We start from the raw sequence: 15,554 nt of genomic DNA on the forward strand, positions 1-15,554 counted from the left end.
AGCCCGGCCAGTGCCGCGAGCAGGGCCCAGCGCCCGCTCCCGGGCCGTCAGGCGACGAACCGCACGAACGCCCAGGCCGCGACGACGCCCGCGAGCGGGTCGGCCGCCATCAGCAGCTCGACCTCGTGGGGCGCGGACGGGCGGCGGTGCCGAACCGCACGAGCGCGGCGGACACGAGGAACGTCGCCACGTCGATCAGCAGCGCCCAGGCGGGGAGAGCAGGCGACGACGATCCCGCCGAGCGCGAACCCGCCGACCTGCGCCACCTGGTTGGTGATCTGGCGCAGGACCAGCTCTGCTCGTAGCGCTCCCCGAGGATCTGCGGCAGCACCGCCCCTGGGCCGCGGTGTGCGGGGCCCGCGTCACCACCACGACCACCAGCAGGGTCGCGATCACCGCCACGGGCTGGCCGGGCAGGGTGATCACCGCGACCAGCGCGGCCCGGACCAGGTCGGCCACGTCCACGGCGAGCGCACGCCGCCGAGCCCCGCCGCACGATCGTCAGCGCGGAGGTGATTGTCGCCGCCGTCGCCGACGTGGTGCGCTCGAAGACGAGCACGGCGACCGCGGCCCGGGCCGGCTGGTCACCGGCGAAGGAGCGGAACTCGGCCGTCCAGACCGCTCGGAACTCGCCGGTGCGCAGGACCGGGTGCAGGCTGGCGCGACGCACGTCCCGTTCGGTCCCTCCACCGGCCGGAACGCTCAGTACGCGGTGGATCCCACTGCGGGGCTACCGTCCGGACCAGCGGTTCCCGGCGACCGGGTCCAGCAGGTCCGCCACATGGGCGATCTCGTTGACGGTGCGGACCTTGCGCAGTCCGTCGCGGGAGGCGATCACCCGGGTGATGCCGGTGTAGTCGAGGGGGAACGCGAGCGGCCGGTCGATGCCGAGCAGCCGCGCCAGGTACACGTTGATCACCCCGGCGTGCGCGACGACGACCGCGGTGGCCCGCCCCGGGTGCGCGGCGATGATCTCCTCCATGGCGGCGCCGACCCGGGCGCTGAACGCGGGCACGTCCACGCTCGGGGGCAGGTGCCCCGCCCGCATCCGCTCCCACACCTCGGGGTGGGAGCGGGCCATCTCGTGGACGGGGATGTAGAAGCCGGCCTCGGCGTCGTACTCGCACAGGTCGGGCCGCGCGACCGCGGTGGTGCCGAGCGCGTCGACGAGCGGGGCGGCCGTCTCGACCGCCCGCGTCATCGTGCTCGTGTAGACGGCGTCCGGGGCGGGCTCGGCGAGCGCCTTCGCCAGCCGCTCGGCCTGCCGCCGCCCCAGCTCGGTGAGACCCGGATCGGCCTTGCCGGTGCGCGGATCGACGGCGTCCGGGTCGATCCGCTCGGGGAGCGCGTGCCGGACGAGGACCAGGTGCATGCGGCTCAGTCCGGGACGTGGGCGCCGTGCCCGGCCGCGCGCAGCGCGGACCGCAGCGACTCGCGGTGGCGAGCCTGTTCGGCGCGGTCGACGCTCGGCGCGGCGTTGGCGAAGTCGAACGCCGTCATGTCCTTCGCCGGGAAGACGTGGACGTGCAGGTGCGGCACCTCGAACCCGGCGACGATCAGCCCCACCCGCGGCGGGGAGTACACCGTGCGCATCGCCGTGCCGATGGTGTGCGCGACCGTGGTGAGGTGGGCCATCAGGTCCGGCTCCGCGTCGAGCCAGTGGTCGACCTCCTGCCGCGGCACCACCAGCGTGTGGCCCGGGCCCAGCGGGTTGATCGAGAGGAACGCGACGCAGCGGTCGTCGGACCAGACGAAGTCGCCGGGCAGCTCGCCCTCGATGATCCTGGTGAAGATCGTGGTCACCCTGCGATCCTGCCATCGCGACGGCACCGCGGACACGGGGCGGGCCCGCTGCGCAGCGGGGATGCGGGCTCCGCCGAGCGGGCCGGAGCAGCAGGCTGCGTACCGAAGTGAGCCCGGTCACCACTCCTTCGGCCTAGGGTTCGTGGCATGGGACGGACCATCGCCACCACCACCGAGGTCGATCGCACCGGCCTGCTGGAGTTCCTGCGCGACCGGCACCGCATGATCCTGCTCACCCACCGCAGGGACGGCGGGATCCAGGGTTCACCGGTCACGGCCGGCGTGGACGGCGACGGCCGGATCGTGATCGCCACCTACCCGGAGCGGGCGAAGGCGCGCAACGTCGCCCGCGACGGGCGGGCCTCGGTGATCGCGCTGTCCGATCAGTTCGCCGGCCCGTGGGTGCAGGTCGACGGCACCGCGGAGCTGGTCACGCTGCCGGACGCGCTGGAACCCCTCGTCGAGTACTTCCGGGTGATCTCCGGCGAGCACCCGGACTGGGCCGAGTACCGGGAGGCGATGGTGGAGCAGGGCAAGGCGCTGATCCGCATCACGCCGCAGCGCTGGGGGCCGATCGCCACCGGCGGGTTCCCGCCGCGGCTGGCGTGACGCGGCTCTGGTCCGTCGTTCCGGTCCGCCGCTCCGATCCGCTGCTCCGATCCGCCAGTGTTCCCACCGGTAACCTCTCCCGACGGGCTCGGTAGGTACCTTCGACGGTTCCCGCCGGGCCCGCTGACCTGTTGACCACTCGGAGGACCCCATGCGGCCGTGGCCCGGCCACGCCTACCCGCTCGGCGCCAGCTACGACGGCTCCGGTACCAACTTCGCGCTGTTCTCCGAGGTCGCCGACCGCGTCGTGCTCTGCCTGTTCGACGAGGACGGCAACGAGGAGCAGGTGGAGCTGACCGAGGTCGACGGCTTCGTCTGGCACGGCTACCTGCCGGGCATCGAGCCCGGCCAGCGCTACGGGTACCGCGTGCACGGCCCCTACGACCCGGCGTCGGGCCACCGGTGCAACCCGGCGAAGCTGCTCATCGACCCCTACGCCAAGGCGCTGTCCGGCCCCGTGGAGTGGGACGAGGCGGTGTTCGGCTACCGGTTCGGCTCCCCCGACGAGCGCAACGACGCCGACTCGGCACCGTACGTGCCGAAGTCGGTGGTGGTGAACCCGTTCTTCGACTGGGGCACCGACCGCGCCCCGCGCGTCCCCTACCACGAGACGGTGATCTACGAGGCGCACGTGCGCGGGCTGACCATGCAGCACCCGGGGCTGCCGCCCGAGCTGCGCGGCACCTACACCGGCCTCGCGCACCCAGTGATGATCGAGCACTACAAGCGGCTCGGGATCACCGCCATCGAGCTGATGCCGGTGCACGAGTTCCTCAACGACCACCACCTGCAGCAGAAGGGCCTGTCGAACTACTGGGGCTACAACACCATCGCCTACCTGGCCCCGCACCACGCCTACGCGACCGCGGGCAGCAGACCCGGTGCGCAGGTGCACGAGTTCAAGGCGATGGTCCGCGACCTGCACGACGCCGACATCGAGGTGATCCTCGACGTCGTCTACAACCACACCGCCGAGGGCAACCACATGGGCCCGACGCTGTCGATGCGCGGCATCGACAACGCCGCCTACTACCGCCTGGTCGAGGACGACCGGCGGTACTACATGGACTACACGGGCACCGGGAACTCGCTGAACGTCCGCAACCCGCACACCCTGCAGCTGATCATGGACTCGCTGCGCTACTGGGTGACCGAGATGCACGTGGACGGGTTCCGGTTCGACCTGGCCTCCACGCTGGCGCGGGAGTTCTACGACGTCGACCGCCTGTCGGCGTTCTTCGACCTGGTGCAGCAGGACCCCGTGATCAGCCAGGTGAAGCTCATCGCCGAGCCGTGGGACGTCGGGCCCGGCGGCTACCAGGTGGGCAACTTCCCGCCGCTGTGGTCGGAGTGGAACGGCAAGTACCGCGACACCGTGCGCGACTTCTGGCGCGGCGAGCCGGGCACGCTCGGCGAGTTCGCCTCCCGGCTGACCGGCAGCTCCGACCTCTACCAGAACGACGGCCGCCGCCCGTACGCGTCGATCAACTTCGTCACCGCGCACGACGGGTTCACCCTCGCCGACCTCGTCTCGTACAACGAGAAGCACAACGAGGCCAACGGCGAGGGCGGCAACGACGGTGAGAGCCACAACCGCTCGTGGAACTGCGGGGTGGAGGGCCCGACCGACGACGAGGGCGTCCTGGCCCTGCGGGCCCGCCAGCAGCGCAACTTCATCGCCACGCTGATGCTCTCCCAGGGCGTGCCGATGCTGCTGCACGGCGACGAGCTCGGCCGTACCCAGCAGGGCAACAACAACGTCTACTGCCAGGACAACGAGCTGTCCTGGGTGGACTGGACGCAGGCCACGAAGAACTCCGAACTGCTCGAGTTCACCTCGGACATGGTGGCGCTGCGCGCCGCGCACCCGGTGTTCCGCCGCCGCCGGTTCTTCGACGGCCGCCCCATCGCCCGCAGCCGCGGCAACGCGCTACCCGACATCGCCTGGTTCACCCCGTCCGGCGAGGAGATGACCGAGCAGGACTGGGACTCCGGCTTCGGCAAGTGCGTCACCGCGTTCCTCAACGGCGACGGCATCACCGAGCCCGATCCACGCGGCAACAAGGTCGTCGACGACTCGTTCCTCGTGGCGTTCAACGCCCACTACGAGGACATCGACGTCACCCTCCCGCCCGGCTACGGCCGGACGTGGGCGGTGGTGGTCGACACGGCGGAGGGCACTGTCGTCACCCTCACGCAAGCCCGGGGTTCGGCGGGCAAGGATCCGGTGACGTACCCCGGTGGGGCCACGGTGTCCGTCGGCGCCCGCTCCCTCCTCGTCCTCCAGCGCCTCAACTAGGCCCCGACCCGCAGGAGCCCGCCCGTGGTCCCGAGCTCGACCTACCGCTACCAGTTCTCGAAGGACCAGACCTTCGCCGACGCCGTACAGCTGCTGCCGTACCTGCACGCGCTGGGCGTCGGGGCGCTGTACGCGTCGCCGTTGCTGGAGGCGGGTCCCGGGTCCAACCACGGCTACGACGTCGTCGACCCCACCCGGACGTCCGCCGAGCGCGGCGGCGAACAGGGCAGGCGCGCGCTGCTCGACGCGGTGCGCAGCCACGGCATGGGGTTCGTGCTCGACATCGTGCCCAACCACGTCGGCGTCCAGGTACCGAAGATCAATCCGTGGTGGTGGGACGTGCTGCGGCTCGGGCGCGAGTCGCCGTACGCGGACTTCTTCGACATCGACTGGTCGGCCGGACCGATCCTGCTGCCGGTGCTGGACGCGGACGAGGAGAAGGCGCTCGCCGAACTGACCCTCTCCCCCGACGGCACCGAGCTGCACTACTACGAGCACGCCGCGCCCGTCGCCCCCGGCACCGGCGGCGGCACCCCGCAGGAGGTGCACGAGCGCCAGCACTACCGCTTCGCCTCGTGGAAACGCGGCGCGGCGGAGCTGAACTACCGGCGTTTCTTCGACGTCTCCGCGCTGGCGGCGGTGCGGGTGGAGCGCCCGGAGGTGTTCGAGGCGACCCACCGGGAGATCCTGCGCTGGGTGGCCGAGGGCGACGTCGACGGCATCCGCGTCGACCACCCGGACGGGCTGGCCGATCCCGGCGGCTACCTGCGGCGGCTGCGGGCGGCGCTCGGCCCGGACCGCTGGCTGCTGGTGGAGAAGATCCTGGGCCCCGGCGAGCAGCTGCCGACGTCGTGGCCGGTCGACGGCACGTCCGGGTACGAGGCGCTGCGCGAGATCCAAGCGGTGCTGGTCGACCCGTCCGGCGCGGGGCTGCTCACCCAGTTCGCCGCCGAGCACACCGGCGGCAAGCAGGCTCTGCACACGGTCGAGCACGACGCCAAGCTGGAGGTGGCGCGCACGATCCTGGAGGCCGAGGTCCGCCGGATCGCCGCGCTGCTGCCCGACGACGGCACCGCGGACGGGATCGAGCGCAACCGGGAGGCCGTCGCGGAGCTGCTGGCCTGCTACCCGGTGTACCGCTCGTACCTGCCGGAGGGGCGGGAGGCGCTGGACGTCGCCGTGTCGGCGGCCCGGGTGCGCCGCCCCGACCTGGCCGACGTCCTGCGCGCCATCCACGCCGGGATGGTCACCGACCCGGACGGGCCGCTGGCCACCCGCGTGCAGCAGACGTCCGGCATGGTGATGGCCAAGGGCGTGGAGGACACCGCGTTCTACCGCTGGAACCGGTTCATCGCGCTCAACGAGGTCGGCGGGGCACCGGACCGGTTCGGCTGCTCCCTCGCCGAGTTCCACGCCGCCCAGGCCGCCCGCGCGGCGTCGTGGCCGGCCACGATGACCACGCTGTCGACGCACGACACCAAGCGCTCCGAGGACGTGCGGGCGCGGCTGGCGGTGCTCGCGGAGATCCCCGGGGAGTGGATCGAGCGGATGCGCCGCTGGGCCGCCCGGCACCCGCTGCCCGAGCGCTCGCTGGAGCTGCTGGCCTGGCAGACCGTCGTCGGGGCCTGGCCGATCCCCGAGCAGCGATTGGTCGACTACCTGCGCAAGGCGTCGAAGGAGGCCAAGCTCGTCACCAGCCACGTCGAGCCGTCGGAGGAAGCCGACGAGCAGATCGCGGCCTGGCCGGGCGAGGTGCTCGCCGATGCGGAGCTGGTGGCCGAGATCGAGGAGTTCGTGGCGCGCATCGCCGGGCCGGGCTGGTCGAACTCGCTGGCGCAGAAGCTGCTGCAGATCGCCGGGCCGGGGGTGCCCGACGTGTACCAGGGCACCGAGCTGTTCGAGTACTCGCTCGTCGACCCGGACAACCGGCGCCCGGTCGACTGGGCGCGGCGCACGGAGCTGCTGGACCGCATCGACGCCGGCGAACTGCCCGAGATCGACGCGTCCGGCGCGGCGAAGCTGCTGGTCACGGCCACCGCACTGCGGCTGCGCCGGTTCCGGCCCGAGGTGTTCACCGGATACCGGCCCGTGTACGCGGAGGGCGAGGCGGCCGAGCACGCGGTCGCGTTCGCGCGCTCGTCCCACCTGGTCGCCGTGGCTACCCGGCTGCCGGTGGGGCTGGAGCGGCGCGGCGGCTGGGGCGACACCGTCCTGCCGCTGCCCGGCGGCGCCGACGACTGGCACGACATGATCACCGACGAGCCGGTGGCGGGCAGCTGCCCGCGGCTGGCCGAGCTGCTGCGCCGCTACCCGGTGGCGCTGCTGGCCCGCCCGCTCTGAGCGCACCGGCCCGCACTCGACCGCCGTCGCGCACACCGCCCCCTGGCGAGCGCGGGCGGCGAGCGTTCGGCACGATCACGGGGTGACGGACTTCGCGGTGTGGGCCCCTGCGCGGGAGAAGGTTCAGGTACTCGTCGACGGAACGGCGTACCCCATGCGGCGCGACGGCGCCGGCTGGTGGCACGCCTCCGTCGCCGACGCCGGACCGGGTAGCGCGTACGCGTTCCTGCTCGACGACGAGCCCGATCCGCTGCCCGATCCGCGGTCGCTGTGGCAGCCGAACGGCGTGCACGGTGCGTCGCGCGTCTACGACCAGAACGCGCACCTGTGGGCCGATCTCGGCTGGACCGGGAAGCAGCTGGCCGGCAGCGTGCTCTACGAGATGCACATCGGCACGTTCACCCCCGAGGGAACGTTCGACGCGGCGATCGAGAAGCTCGACCACCTGGTGCGGCTGGGCATCGACATGGTCGAGGTGCTGCCGGTCAACGCCGTCGACGGGCCGCGCAACTGGGGCTACGACGGCGTCGGCTGGTACGCGGTCACCGAGAACTACGGCGGGCCGGACGCGTTCAAGCGGTTCGTGGAGGCCTGCCACGTGCGCGGGCTGGGCGTCTGCCTGGACGTCGTCTACAACCACCTCGGTCCGTCCGGCGCCTACCTCGACCGGTTCGGGCCGTACTTCGCCGGCAACAACATCTGGGGCCCGACCGTCAACCTCGACGGGCCGGGCTCGGAGGTGGTGCGCCGCTACATCATCGACAACGCGCTGATGTGGTTCCGCGACTTCCACGTCGACGCGCTGCGGCTCGACGCGGTGCACGCGCTGCGCGACACCCGCGCCCAGCACCTGCTGGAGCAGCTGGCCGTCGAGGTGGAGGCGCTGTCGGTGCACCTCGGGCGGCCGCTGTCGCTGATCGCCGAGTCGGACCTGAACGACCCGAAGCTGATCACCGCGCGGGAGGGCGGTGGCTACGGGCTGACCGCGCAGTGGTGCGACGACGTCCACCACAGCCTGCACGCAGTGCTCACCCGGGAGTCGCAGGGCTACTACGCGGACTTCGCCGCGGCCGATCTCGCCGGGCTCGCGCACGTGTTCACCCGCGCGTTCCTGCACGAGGGCACCTGGTCGAGCTTCCGGCGGCGCAACCACGGCGCCCCGGTCGACACCCGGCGCATCCCCGGTCACCGGTTCGTCGCCTACCTGCAGAACCACGACCAGATCGGCAACCGCGCCACCGGCGACCGGCTCACCCACACCCTCTCCCCCGGTCTGCTGGCGTGCGGAGCGGCGCTGCTGATGTGCTCACCGTTCACCCCCATGCTGTTCATGGGTGAGGAGTGGGGCGCGCGCACCCCGTGGCAGTTCTTCTCGTACTTCCCCGACGAGAACCTGCGCAACGCCGTGCGGGAGGGGCGGTTCGCGGAGTTCGCCGAGCACGGCTGGGGCGACGTCGAGGTACCCGACCCGAACGACGAGGCGACGTTCCGCGACTCGAAACTCGACTGGGACGAGCTGAACCAGGAGCCGCACGCCACCCTGCTGCAGCTGTACATCGAGCTGATCGCGCTGCGGAAGCGGTTCCCCGAGCTGTCCGACCCGTGGCTGGACGACGTCGAGGTGGACGTCTCCGAGGGCACTGGGGACCGCACGGTGGTGCTGCACCGCGGGCGGCTGCGGCTGCTGTGCAACCTGGGGCAGGCCGAGGTCACCCTCGAGCTGGGGCAGCGGATCGAGCGGATCCTGCTGGCCTCGGAGCCGGTGGAGGCGCTCGGTGACGCGATCACGATGGGGCCGGAGCGGTTCGCGGTGGTGATGGTGGCATGAGCATCGGCCCGGCGTTCGGCGGCGGGCGCACGTTCGTCGACGCGACGGGCGCCCCGGTGCCGCTGCGCGGGCCCGTCCGGCGGGTCGTGGCGAGCGATCCCTCGGTGGGCGCGCTCTTGCTCGAGATCGGGGCAGCCGTCGTCGGGTGCGCCGGGCGGCTCGGTGACGTGCCGTCGGTGGGCGAGGCCCGCCGGCCCGACGCCGCGCGGGTGGCCGCCCTGCGGCCGGACGCCGTGATCACCGGCTGTCGGGAGGGGCGGCACGATCTCGCTCAACCGGGTACCGTCGATGCGCTGCGGCGGATCGCCCCGGTGATCGCCGTGGACGTGGCCCGGTCGGATGGGGCGGTCGCGCGGGCCGACCTGCGGGCGCTGCTCGGGTCGACGGGGAGGACCGGCGTCGATCCCCTGGGCGAGCTGGACGAGGAAGCGGCCGCGCACGGCCTGGAGCGGCTGGGCCCACGGGCGGCGGCGCTCGTGCGGGAGGTGGCTCGCACCGGGCGGCCTGCGCTGCTCACCGACGACGGCCGGGCGGTCGCCGCGATCGTCGACATCGCGGACTACCGGCGGCTGCAGGAGCTCGTGGAGCTGGTGCGGGAGCTGCGACTGGGGAAGTGAGGCCGCGTCGAGAACGAGGTTCCGGCGATTTCGAATCGTTTCGATCGACCACGACTTCGTTCTCGGCGTGAACCCCGGCTTTCAGGTTTCACCCAGGGCGTTCATCGTGCGGGCCAGTTCCGCACGGCGGCGGTGCAGCTCGGTGATCCGCCGGTCGAGCGCGGCGAGGCGTTCGGCGTAGGTGCGCCGCGCCGGCTCGGGATCCGCGCAGGGCTCGCCGGGAACAGCGTCGAGGCACGGAGAGAGACGGGCGACGTCGGCGAGGTTGAGCCCGCTCGCGAGCAGGGCGGTGATGGCGCGGACCCGGCGGACGGCGGGCTCGTCGTAGTCGCGCCAGCCGTTGGCGGTCCGCGTCGAGTGCAGGAGCCCGTGCTGCTCGTAGTGCCGCAGCGAGCGCTGGCTCACCCCGGTGCGCTCGGCCAGCTCGCCGATCCGCATGATCACCGCCCTTCCCGACGCGAGGTCGACTCGACCTTGCCACTCGACCTTGCCCTTGATCCTGCCACTCGACCTTGCCATTGACCCTGCAACTTGATCTCGCTACTTGACCCTGCCACCAGTGGCAGGGTCCTAGCGTCCGGGTCATGACCGCAGACTCCACACCTCGGACCGCGCTGGTCACCGGCGGTGGCTCAGGCATCGGCCGGGCGGCGGCGCTGGCCCTGGCCGCCGCCGGGCACGACGTCCTCGTGGTCGGCCGCCGGGAGCAGCCGCTGCGGGACACCGCCGCGGCGCACCCCGGGATCCGCCACCTCGTCGCCGACGTGAGCACCACGGCCGGAGCGGAAGCGGCCGTCGACGCCGCCGTGGAGGCGCACGGTCGGCTCGACGTCCTGGTCAACAACGCCGCGATCCTCGTCCCCGCTCCGCTGGAGGAGATCGACGAGGACGCCGCGCAGCAGGTCTGGCGCACCAACATCCTCGCGCCCGCGCTGCTGGCGAAGGCCGCGCTGCCGCACCTGGCCGCCGCCCGCGGCGCGATCGTCAACGTGTCCAGCAGCTTCGGTTCCCGGCCTGCGCCTGGCGCGAGCCTGTACGGCGCCAGCAAGGCCGCACTGGAGCAGCTCACCCGCAGCTGGGCGCTCGAGCTCGCCGACCGCGGGGTCCGGGTGAACGCGATCGCCCCCGGCCCCACGGAGAGCGAGGCGCTGGCCCGCACCGGGCTGCCCGACGAAGTGATCGAACGGATCAAGGCCGTGGAGCGCAGCCGGGTGCCGCTCGGCCGGCGCGGGACGCCCGAGGACGTGGCCCGCTGGGTGGTGGCGTTCGCCGACCCCGCCGCCGGCTGGATCACCGGCCAGGTACTCGGCGTGGACGGCGGATTCGGGTTGCGGTGAGTGCGATGTCGAGAACGACGTTACCGAGGACCGAAACGATTCGAAAACGCCCCAGCTTCGTTCTCGGCGCAGCAACCCGGGCATGGCTCTGCCCCGACCACCTACCGGTGGCCGGGGCCGGGCCAGGGATGGCTCAGATCAGGCCGAGCGACTTGACCGCGTCGCGCTCCTCGAGCAGCTCCGCGACGCTCGCGTCGATCTTCTGCCGGGAGAACTCGTTGATCTCCAGGCCCTGGACGATCTCCCACTTCCCGTTCTTCGACACCACAGGGAAGGACGAGATGATGCCCTCGGGGATGCCGTAGGAGCCGTCGGACGGGATCGCCGCGGAGGTCCAGTCGCCCTCAGGGGTGCCGTTGACCCAGTCGAAGACGTGGTCGATGGCCGCGTTCGCCGCCGACGCCGCCGACGACGCACCGCGGGCCTCGATGATGGCCGCGCCGCGCTTGGCGACGGTCGGGATGAACTCCTCCTTCAGCCAGGTCTCGTCGACCTGCTCCGCGGCGATCTTGCCGCCGACCTCGGCGTTGTAGAGGTCCGGGTACTGGGTGGCGGAGTGGTTGCCCCAGATCGTCATCTTCTTGATCTCGGTCAGGGGCACGTTCAGCTTCTTCGCCAGCTGCGCGATCGCGCGGTTGTGGTCGAGGCGGGTCATCGCGGTGAACCGCTCGGCCGGCACGTCGGGAGCGGCGTGCTGGGCGATGAGCGCGTTGGTGTTGGCCGGGTTGCCCACGACCAGCACGCGGATGTCGTCGGCCGCCCCGTCGTTGATCGCCTTGCCCTGCGGGGCGAAGATGCCGCCGTTGGCCTCGAGCAGGTCACCGCGCTCCATGCCCTTGGTGCGCGGCCGGGCACCGACGAGCAGCGCCACGTTGCAGCCCTCGAACGCCTTCTTGGCGTCGTCGTAGATGTTGATGCCGCGCAGCAGCGGGAACGCGCAGTCGTCGAGCTCCATCGCGGTGCCCTCCGCCGCCTTCACCGCCTGCGGGATCTCCAGCAGGTTCAGCGTGACGGGGACGTCGGCCCCGAGCAGCTGGCCGGAAGCGATGCGGAAGAGCAGCGCGTAGCCGATCTGGCCGGCGGCTCCGGTGACGGTGACGGTGACGGGGGTGGCTGTCGACGTAGACACGAGGCGCAGGTTAATCCTCTCGATGTCACCGCGCTGCGACGGGGAGCACGTTTCGCGTTACGGGGTGGATCACATCCGCCGCTACGGTGGCGCGATGGCCGTATCGCCCGACCTCGGTGCGACTCCGCTCGCCGAGCGCCGCCCGGCTCCCGATCTCGCGCGCGGCGGCATGCTGCTGCTCATCGCGCTCGCGAACGTCCACGTCTACCTCTACGGCGCGCCGATCGGCCCGCGCGGCTACCCGGCCGAACTCTCCCCCGCCGACCGAGTGGTGGTGCTCGTCCAGCTGATGTTCGTCGACGGGCGGGCGTATCCGCTCTTCGGGCTGCTGTTCGGCTACGGCGTCACCCAGCTGGCGCGACGCCGCTTCGCCGCCGGTGCACCCGCCGCCCGGGTCGTGCACATCGTGCGCCGCCGCGGCGCGTGGCTGATCCTCATCGGGGCCGGCCACGCCGCGCTGCTGTGGTCGGGCGACATCGTCGGCGCGTACGGCCTGCTGGCGCTGCTGCTGGCCGGTCCGCTGGTCCGTGCGTCCGACCGCGCGCTGAAGGTCCTCGCGGGTGCGGCGATCGCCGTGATGTCGCTGGTCTACGCCGGTAGCGGCGTGCCCGTTCCCGGGGATGCGTTCCTCGCCTCGATGACGGAACCGGACCCGTTCACGGCCGCGCTGATCCGCCTCGCCGAGTGGGGCACGTCGAGCACGCCGCTGCAGGCCGCGAGCCTGCTCGGGCCGGTCGCGATCGGCGTCGTCGCCGCCCGGACCGGGGTCCTCGACGATCCGCAGCGCCACCGCGCGCTGCTCGTGCGGGCGGCGGTGCTCGGGATCGCCGGTGCCGCTCTGCTCGGGCTGCCGCTGGCGCTGATGGGCGCCCAGCTGTGGCACCCGGACCTCGGTGTCGTCCTGCTCGCGGGCATCGCGCACGGGTTCGGCGGCTACCTCGGCGGGATCGGCTACGCCGCCGCGTTCGGGCTGCTCGCGATCCGGGTCACCGCCACCGGCGGCGGCGCGGTGAGCGGGGCGCTGCTGGCCTGCGGCCGCCGGTCGCTGTCCTGCTACCTCGCCCAGTCGGTGGCTTTCGCCTTCCTCCCGGCGTGGACGTTCGGCGTCGGCTCGCGGATCGGGCTGTGGCAGGCGGCGCTGATCGGGTTCAGCGCGTGGCTGGTCATCCTCGTCATCGCCGACGTCAGCGAGCGGCGCGGGACGCGCGGCCCGGCCGAGGTGCTGCTGCGCCGACTGACGTACGGCCCGCACCGCTGACGCCGCGCTACGGTGCCCGCCATGAGCCGCCCCGACGATGACCGGATCGACGGTGACCAGACCGGCGGTGACCGGACCGACCCGCCGTCGTGGGCGGGCGCGCCGGGCTACCACCCGGCCGACGAACCCGCGCCGGAACCCGATCCGGCGCCGCCGCGGCCCGGCTATCAGCGGGTGCCCGAGGGCCTGGCGCCGCACGCACCGATGCCCGGAGCGCCGCCCTACCCAGCCGCACCGCCACCGGACCTCGCCCCCGGACCGCGCCCCGGCGCCGGGTTCCCGAAGATGCTCGCCGCCACGGCGGTGTGGTGGGTGGCCGGTCTCGTGCTCTCGCTCGCCCTGGCGCGCTCGCCCGCCGAGGTGGCGGTGTTCACCGGGCTCGCGATCACGGCCGCGGTGGCGCTGTGGCTCGCGCTGCGTCGGCGCGCCGCACGGTTCTGGCAGCTCGTGCTGGGCGCCGCGCCGCTCGCGGTGCTCGCGTGGCTGGTGTCCGGGGTCCTGCCGTGATCAGCCGGCGCGCCGCCGCGAGCTGATCACACCGGTGTTGAACCCGGCCAGGTGCAGGCCGCCGTGGAACCGGGCGTGCTCCACCTTCAGGCAGCGGTCCATGACGACCTCCAGCCCAGCGGCCTCGGCCCGGCGCGCGACGTCTTCGTCCCACAGCCCGAACTGCAGCCAGAACGTGCGCACGCCTTCCCCCAGCGCCAGCACCTCGTCGAGCACGCCGGGCAGGTCCTCCTTGCGGCGGAAGACGTCCACCAGGTCCGGCACGACCGGCAGGTCGGCCAGCGTCTTGTAGACGGGCTGCCCGAGGATCTCGGAGGCGTTGGGGTTGACGAAGTACACGTCGTACGACGTGCTGGCCAGCAGGTAGGTGGCCACGAAGTTGCTGGCCCGCGCCGGGTTCGGCGAAGCGCCCACGACGGCGACCGTGCGGGTGGCGCGCAGGATCTGCTGGCGGCGGACCGCCGGCGGGTTCTCCCAGCCCATGGTCACGACTCCTTCGTGGCAGCGGCGAGCGCCTGGTCCAGGTCCCAGAGGATGTCGTCCGGGTCCTCCAGACCGACGCTGATGCGCACCAGGTCCGGCGGCACGCCGGCGTCGCGCAGCTGCTCGTCGGACAGCTGCTGGTGGGTGGTCGACGCCGGGTGGATGACCAGCGTGCGCGCGTCGCCGATGTTGGCGAGGTGGCTGGCCAGCTGCACCGACTCGATGAACCGCTGCCCGGCCTCCCGGCCGCCGACGACGCCGAAGGAGAACACCGCGCCGGGGCCCTTCGGCAGGTACGTCTTCGCCCGCTCGTGGTGCGGGTGGTCCGGCAGGCCCGCCCAGTTCACGTACGTGACGCGGGGATCGGCGGCCAGCCACTCGGCGACGATGCGGGCGTTCTCCACGTGCGCGTCCATCCGCTGCGGCAGCGTCTCGACGCCCTGCAGCAGCAGGAACGCCGAGTGCGCCGACAGCGTGGCGCCGATGTCGCGCAGCTGCTCGGCGCGCAGCTTGGTGAGGAACCCGTACTCCTGGAAGTTGCCCCACCAGTTCAGCCCGCCGTACGACGGGACGGGCTCGGTCATCAGCGGGAACTTGCCGTTGCCCCAGTCGAACCGGCCCGCCTCGACGACGATGCCGCCGATCGTGGTGCCGTGCCCGCCGATGAACTTCGTCGCCGAGTGGATCACGATGTCGGCGCCGTGCTCGATCGGCCGGCACAGGTAGGGGGTGGCGATCGTCGAGTCGACGACCAGCGGGATGCCCGCGTCGTGCGCGACCTCGGCGAGCCCGGCGATGTCGGCGACCTCGCCCGACGGGTTGGACACCACCTCGGCGAACACCAGCTTGGTGCGCGGGGTGATCGCGGCGGCGAAGTCCTCGGGCCGCCCGCCCGGCACGAACACCGTGTCGACGCCGAACCGGCGCAGCGTGACGTCGAGCTGGGTGATCGTGCCGCCGTAGAGGCCGGCGGCGGCCACGATGTGGTCGCCCGCGCCGGCGAGCGCCGCGAAGGTCAGGAACTCCGCGGCCTGCCCGCTGGCGGTGGCGACCGCACCGAGGCCGCCTTCCAGGCTGGCGATGCGCTCTTCGAACACCGACACCGTCGGGTTGCCGATCCGGCTGTAGATCAGGCCGTACTTCTGCAGGGCGAACAGCGTCGCGGCGTCGGTGGTGTCGTTGAAGACGAAGCTCGTGGACTGGTAGATGGGCGTGGCCCGGGCGCCGGTCGCGGAGTCGGGCACCGCCCCCGCGTGGACGGCGCGGGTGCGGAACCCCCACTGCCGGTCGACGGGCCGCTCATCGGCTCCCGGGCGATCGCTCATGCCTCCATCCTGCCTTTCC

The 15,554-nt window shown here is 72.6% G+C and carries 15 protein-coding genes; 8 read left to right on the forward strand and 7 right to left on the reverse strand.

Annotation, left to right across the window (positions count from 1 at the left end; genetic code table 11):
• Positions 1 to 47: 47 nt before the first annotated feature.
• The 3 genes from BUE41_RS17035 to BUE41_RS17045 all read right to left on the reverse strand — a co-directional run bounded on the left by BUE41_RS17035 (position 48) and on the right by BUE41_RS17045 (position 1,803).
• Positions 48 to 266: a hypothetical protein gene (locus BUE41_RS17035; protein WP_073458117.1), complete on the reverse strand. Its 219-nt coding sequence runs from the start codon at positions 264 to 266 to the stop codon at positions 48 to 50.
• A gap of 464 nt (positions 267 to 730) precedes the next feature.
• The gene (locus tag BUE41_RS17040; protein WP_073458118.1) at positions 731 to 1,372 is read right to left on the reverse strand and encodes a histidine phosphatase family protein; all 642 of its coding nucleotides are present in this window, start codon (positions 1,370 to 1,372) and stop codon (positions 731 to 733) included.
• A gap of 5 nt (positions 1,373 to 1,377) precedes the next feature.
• A complete protein-coding gene (locus BUE41_RS17045; protein WP_073458119.1) occupies positions 1,378 to 1,803 on the reverse strand; it encodes an HIT family protein in 426 nt (141 codons plus the stop codon).
• 147 nt (positions 1,804 to 1,950) lie between these two features.
• On the opposite strand from BUE41_RS17045, the gene BUE41_RS17050 reads away from it, so the two are divergent.
• From BUE41_RS17050 to BUE41_RS17070, 5 genes are all read left to right on the forward strand, one after another.
• Positions 1,951 to 2,412 carry a PPOX class F420-dependent oxidoreductase gene (locus BUE41_RS17050; RefSeq protein ID WP_073458120.1) on the forward strand — a complete coding sequence of 154 codons (462 nt, stop codon included), beginning with the start codon at positions 1,951 to 1,953 and terminating at the stop codon, positions 2,410 to 2,412.
• 151 nt (positions 2,413 to 2,563) lie between these two features.
• Entirely contained in the window at positions 2,564 to 4,711 is a 2,148-nt protein-coding gene (glgX, locus tag BUE41_RS17055; RefSeq protein WP_073458121.1) for a glycogen debranching protein GlgX, read from the forward strand.
• A gap of 24 nt (positions 4,712 to 4,735) precedes the next feature.
• Positions 4,736 to 7,051: a malto-oligosyltrehalose synthase gene (treY, locus tag BUE41_RS17060; RefSeq protein WP_073458122.1), complete on the forward strand. Its 2,316-nt coding sequence runs from the start codon at positions 4,736 to 4,738 to the stop codon at positions 7,049 to 7,051.
• A gap of 82 nt (positions 7,052 to 7,133) precedes the next feature.
• Entirely contained in the window at positions 7,134 to 8,879 is a 1,746-nt protein-coding gene (treZ, locus tag BUE41_RS17065; RefSeq protein WP_073458123.1) for a malto-oligosyltrehalose trehalohydrolase, read from the forward strand.
• A complete protein-coding gene (locus tag BUE41_RS17070; RefSeq protein WP_073458124.1) occupies positions 8,876 to 9,496 on the forward strand; it encodes a type II toxin-antitoxin system prevent-host-death family antitoxin in 621 nt (206 codons plus the stop codon). The genes treZ and BUE41_RS17070 overlap by 4 nt, the downstream gene beginning before the upstream one ends.
• Before the next feature lie 81 nt (positions 9,497 to 9,577).
• On the opposite strand, the gene BUE41_RS17075 is transcribed toward BUE41_RS17070, so the two are convergent.
• Positions 9,578 to 9,934 carry a MerR family transcriptional regulator gene (locus BUE41_RS17075; RefSeq protein ID WP_073458270.1) on the reverse strand — a complete coding sequence of 119 codons (357 nt, stop codon included), beginning with the start codon at positions 9,932 to 9,934 and terminating at the stop codon, positions 9,578 to 9,580.
• Between the two features lie 146 nt (positions 9,935 to 10,080).
• Here BUE41_RS17075 and BUE41_RS17080 point away from each other — a divergent pair, with 146 nt between their 5' ends.
• A complete protein-coding gene (locus BUE41_RS17080; RefSeq protein WP_073458125.1) occupies positions 10,081 to 10,833 on the forward strand; it encodes an SDR family NAD(P)-dependent oxidoreductase in 753 nt (250 codons plus the stop codon).
• Between the two features lie 133 nt (positions 10,834 to 10,966).
• Here the strand turns inward: BUE41_RS17080 and BUE41_RS17085 are convergent, their stop codons facing one another.
• A complete protein-coding gene (locus BUE41_RS17085) occupies positions 10,967 to 11,962 on the reverse strand; it encodes a malate dehydrogenase (protein ID WP_073458126.1) in 996 nt (331 codons plus the stop codon).
• Positions 11,963 to 12,056: 94 nt separating this feature from the next.
• On the opposite strand from BUE41_RS17085, the gene BUE41_RS17090 reads away from it, so the two are divergent.
• The gene (locus BUE41_RS17090; RefSeq protein ID WP_073458271.1) at positions 12,057 to 13,220 is read left to right on the forward strand and encodes a DUF418 domain-containing protein; all 1,164 of its coding nucleotides are present in this window, start codon (positions 12,057 to 12,059) and stop codon (positions 13,218 to 13,220) included.
• A gap of 21 nt (positions 13,221 to 13,241) precedes the next feature.
• Positions 13,242 to 13,727 (forward strand): hypothetical protein, encoded by a 486-nt coding sequence (locus BUE41_RS17095; RefSeq protein WP_073458127.1) that lies wholly within the window; start codon positions 13,242 to 13,244, stop codon positions 13,725 to 13,727.
• Here BUE41_RS17095 and BUE41_RS17100 read toward each other — a convergent pair whose 3' ends face one another.
• Together BUE41_RS17100 and BUE41_RS17105 are read right to left on the reverse strand one after the other, a co-directional pair.
• Positions 13,728 to 14,210 (reverse strand): CoA-binding protein, encoded by a 483-nt coding sequence (locus BUE41_RS17100; protein WP_073458128.1) that lies wholly within the window; start codon positions 14,208 to 14,210, stop codon positions 13,728 to 13,730.
• A 2-nt stretch (positions 14,211 to 14,212) separates the two neighbouring features.
• Positions 14,213 to 15,535, reverse strand: a complete 1,323-nt coding sequence (locus BUE41_RS17105; RefSeq protein WP_073458129.1) for an O-acetylhomoserine aminocarboxypropyltransferase/cysteine synthase family protein — start codon at positions 15,533 to 15,535, stop codon at positions 14,213 to 14,215.
• Between the last annotated feature and the right edge of the window lie 19 nt (positions 15,536 to 15,554).

The organism is Pseudonocardia thermophila (assembly GCF_900142365.1).
Taxonomy (GTDB): Bacteria; Actinomycetota; Actinomycetes; order Mycobacteriales; family Pseudonocardiaceae; genus Pseudonocardia; species Pseudonocardia thermophila.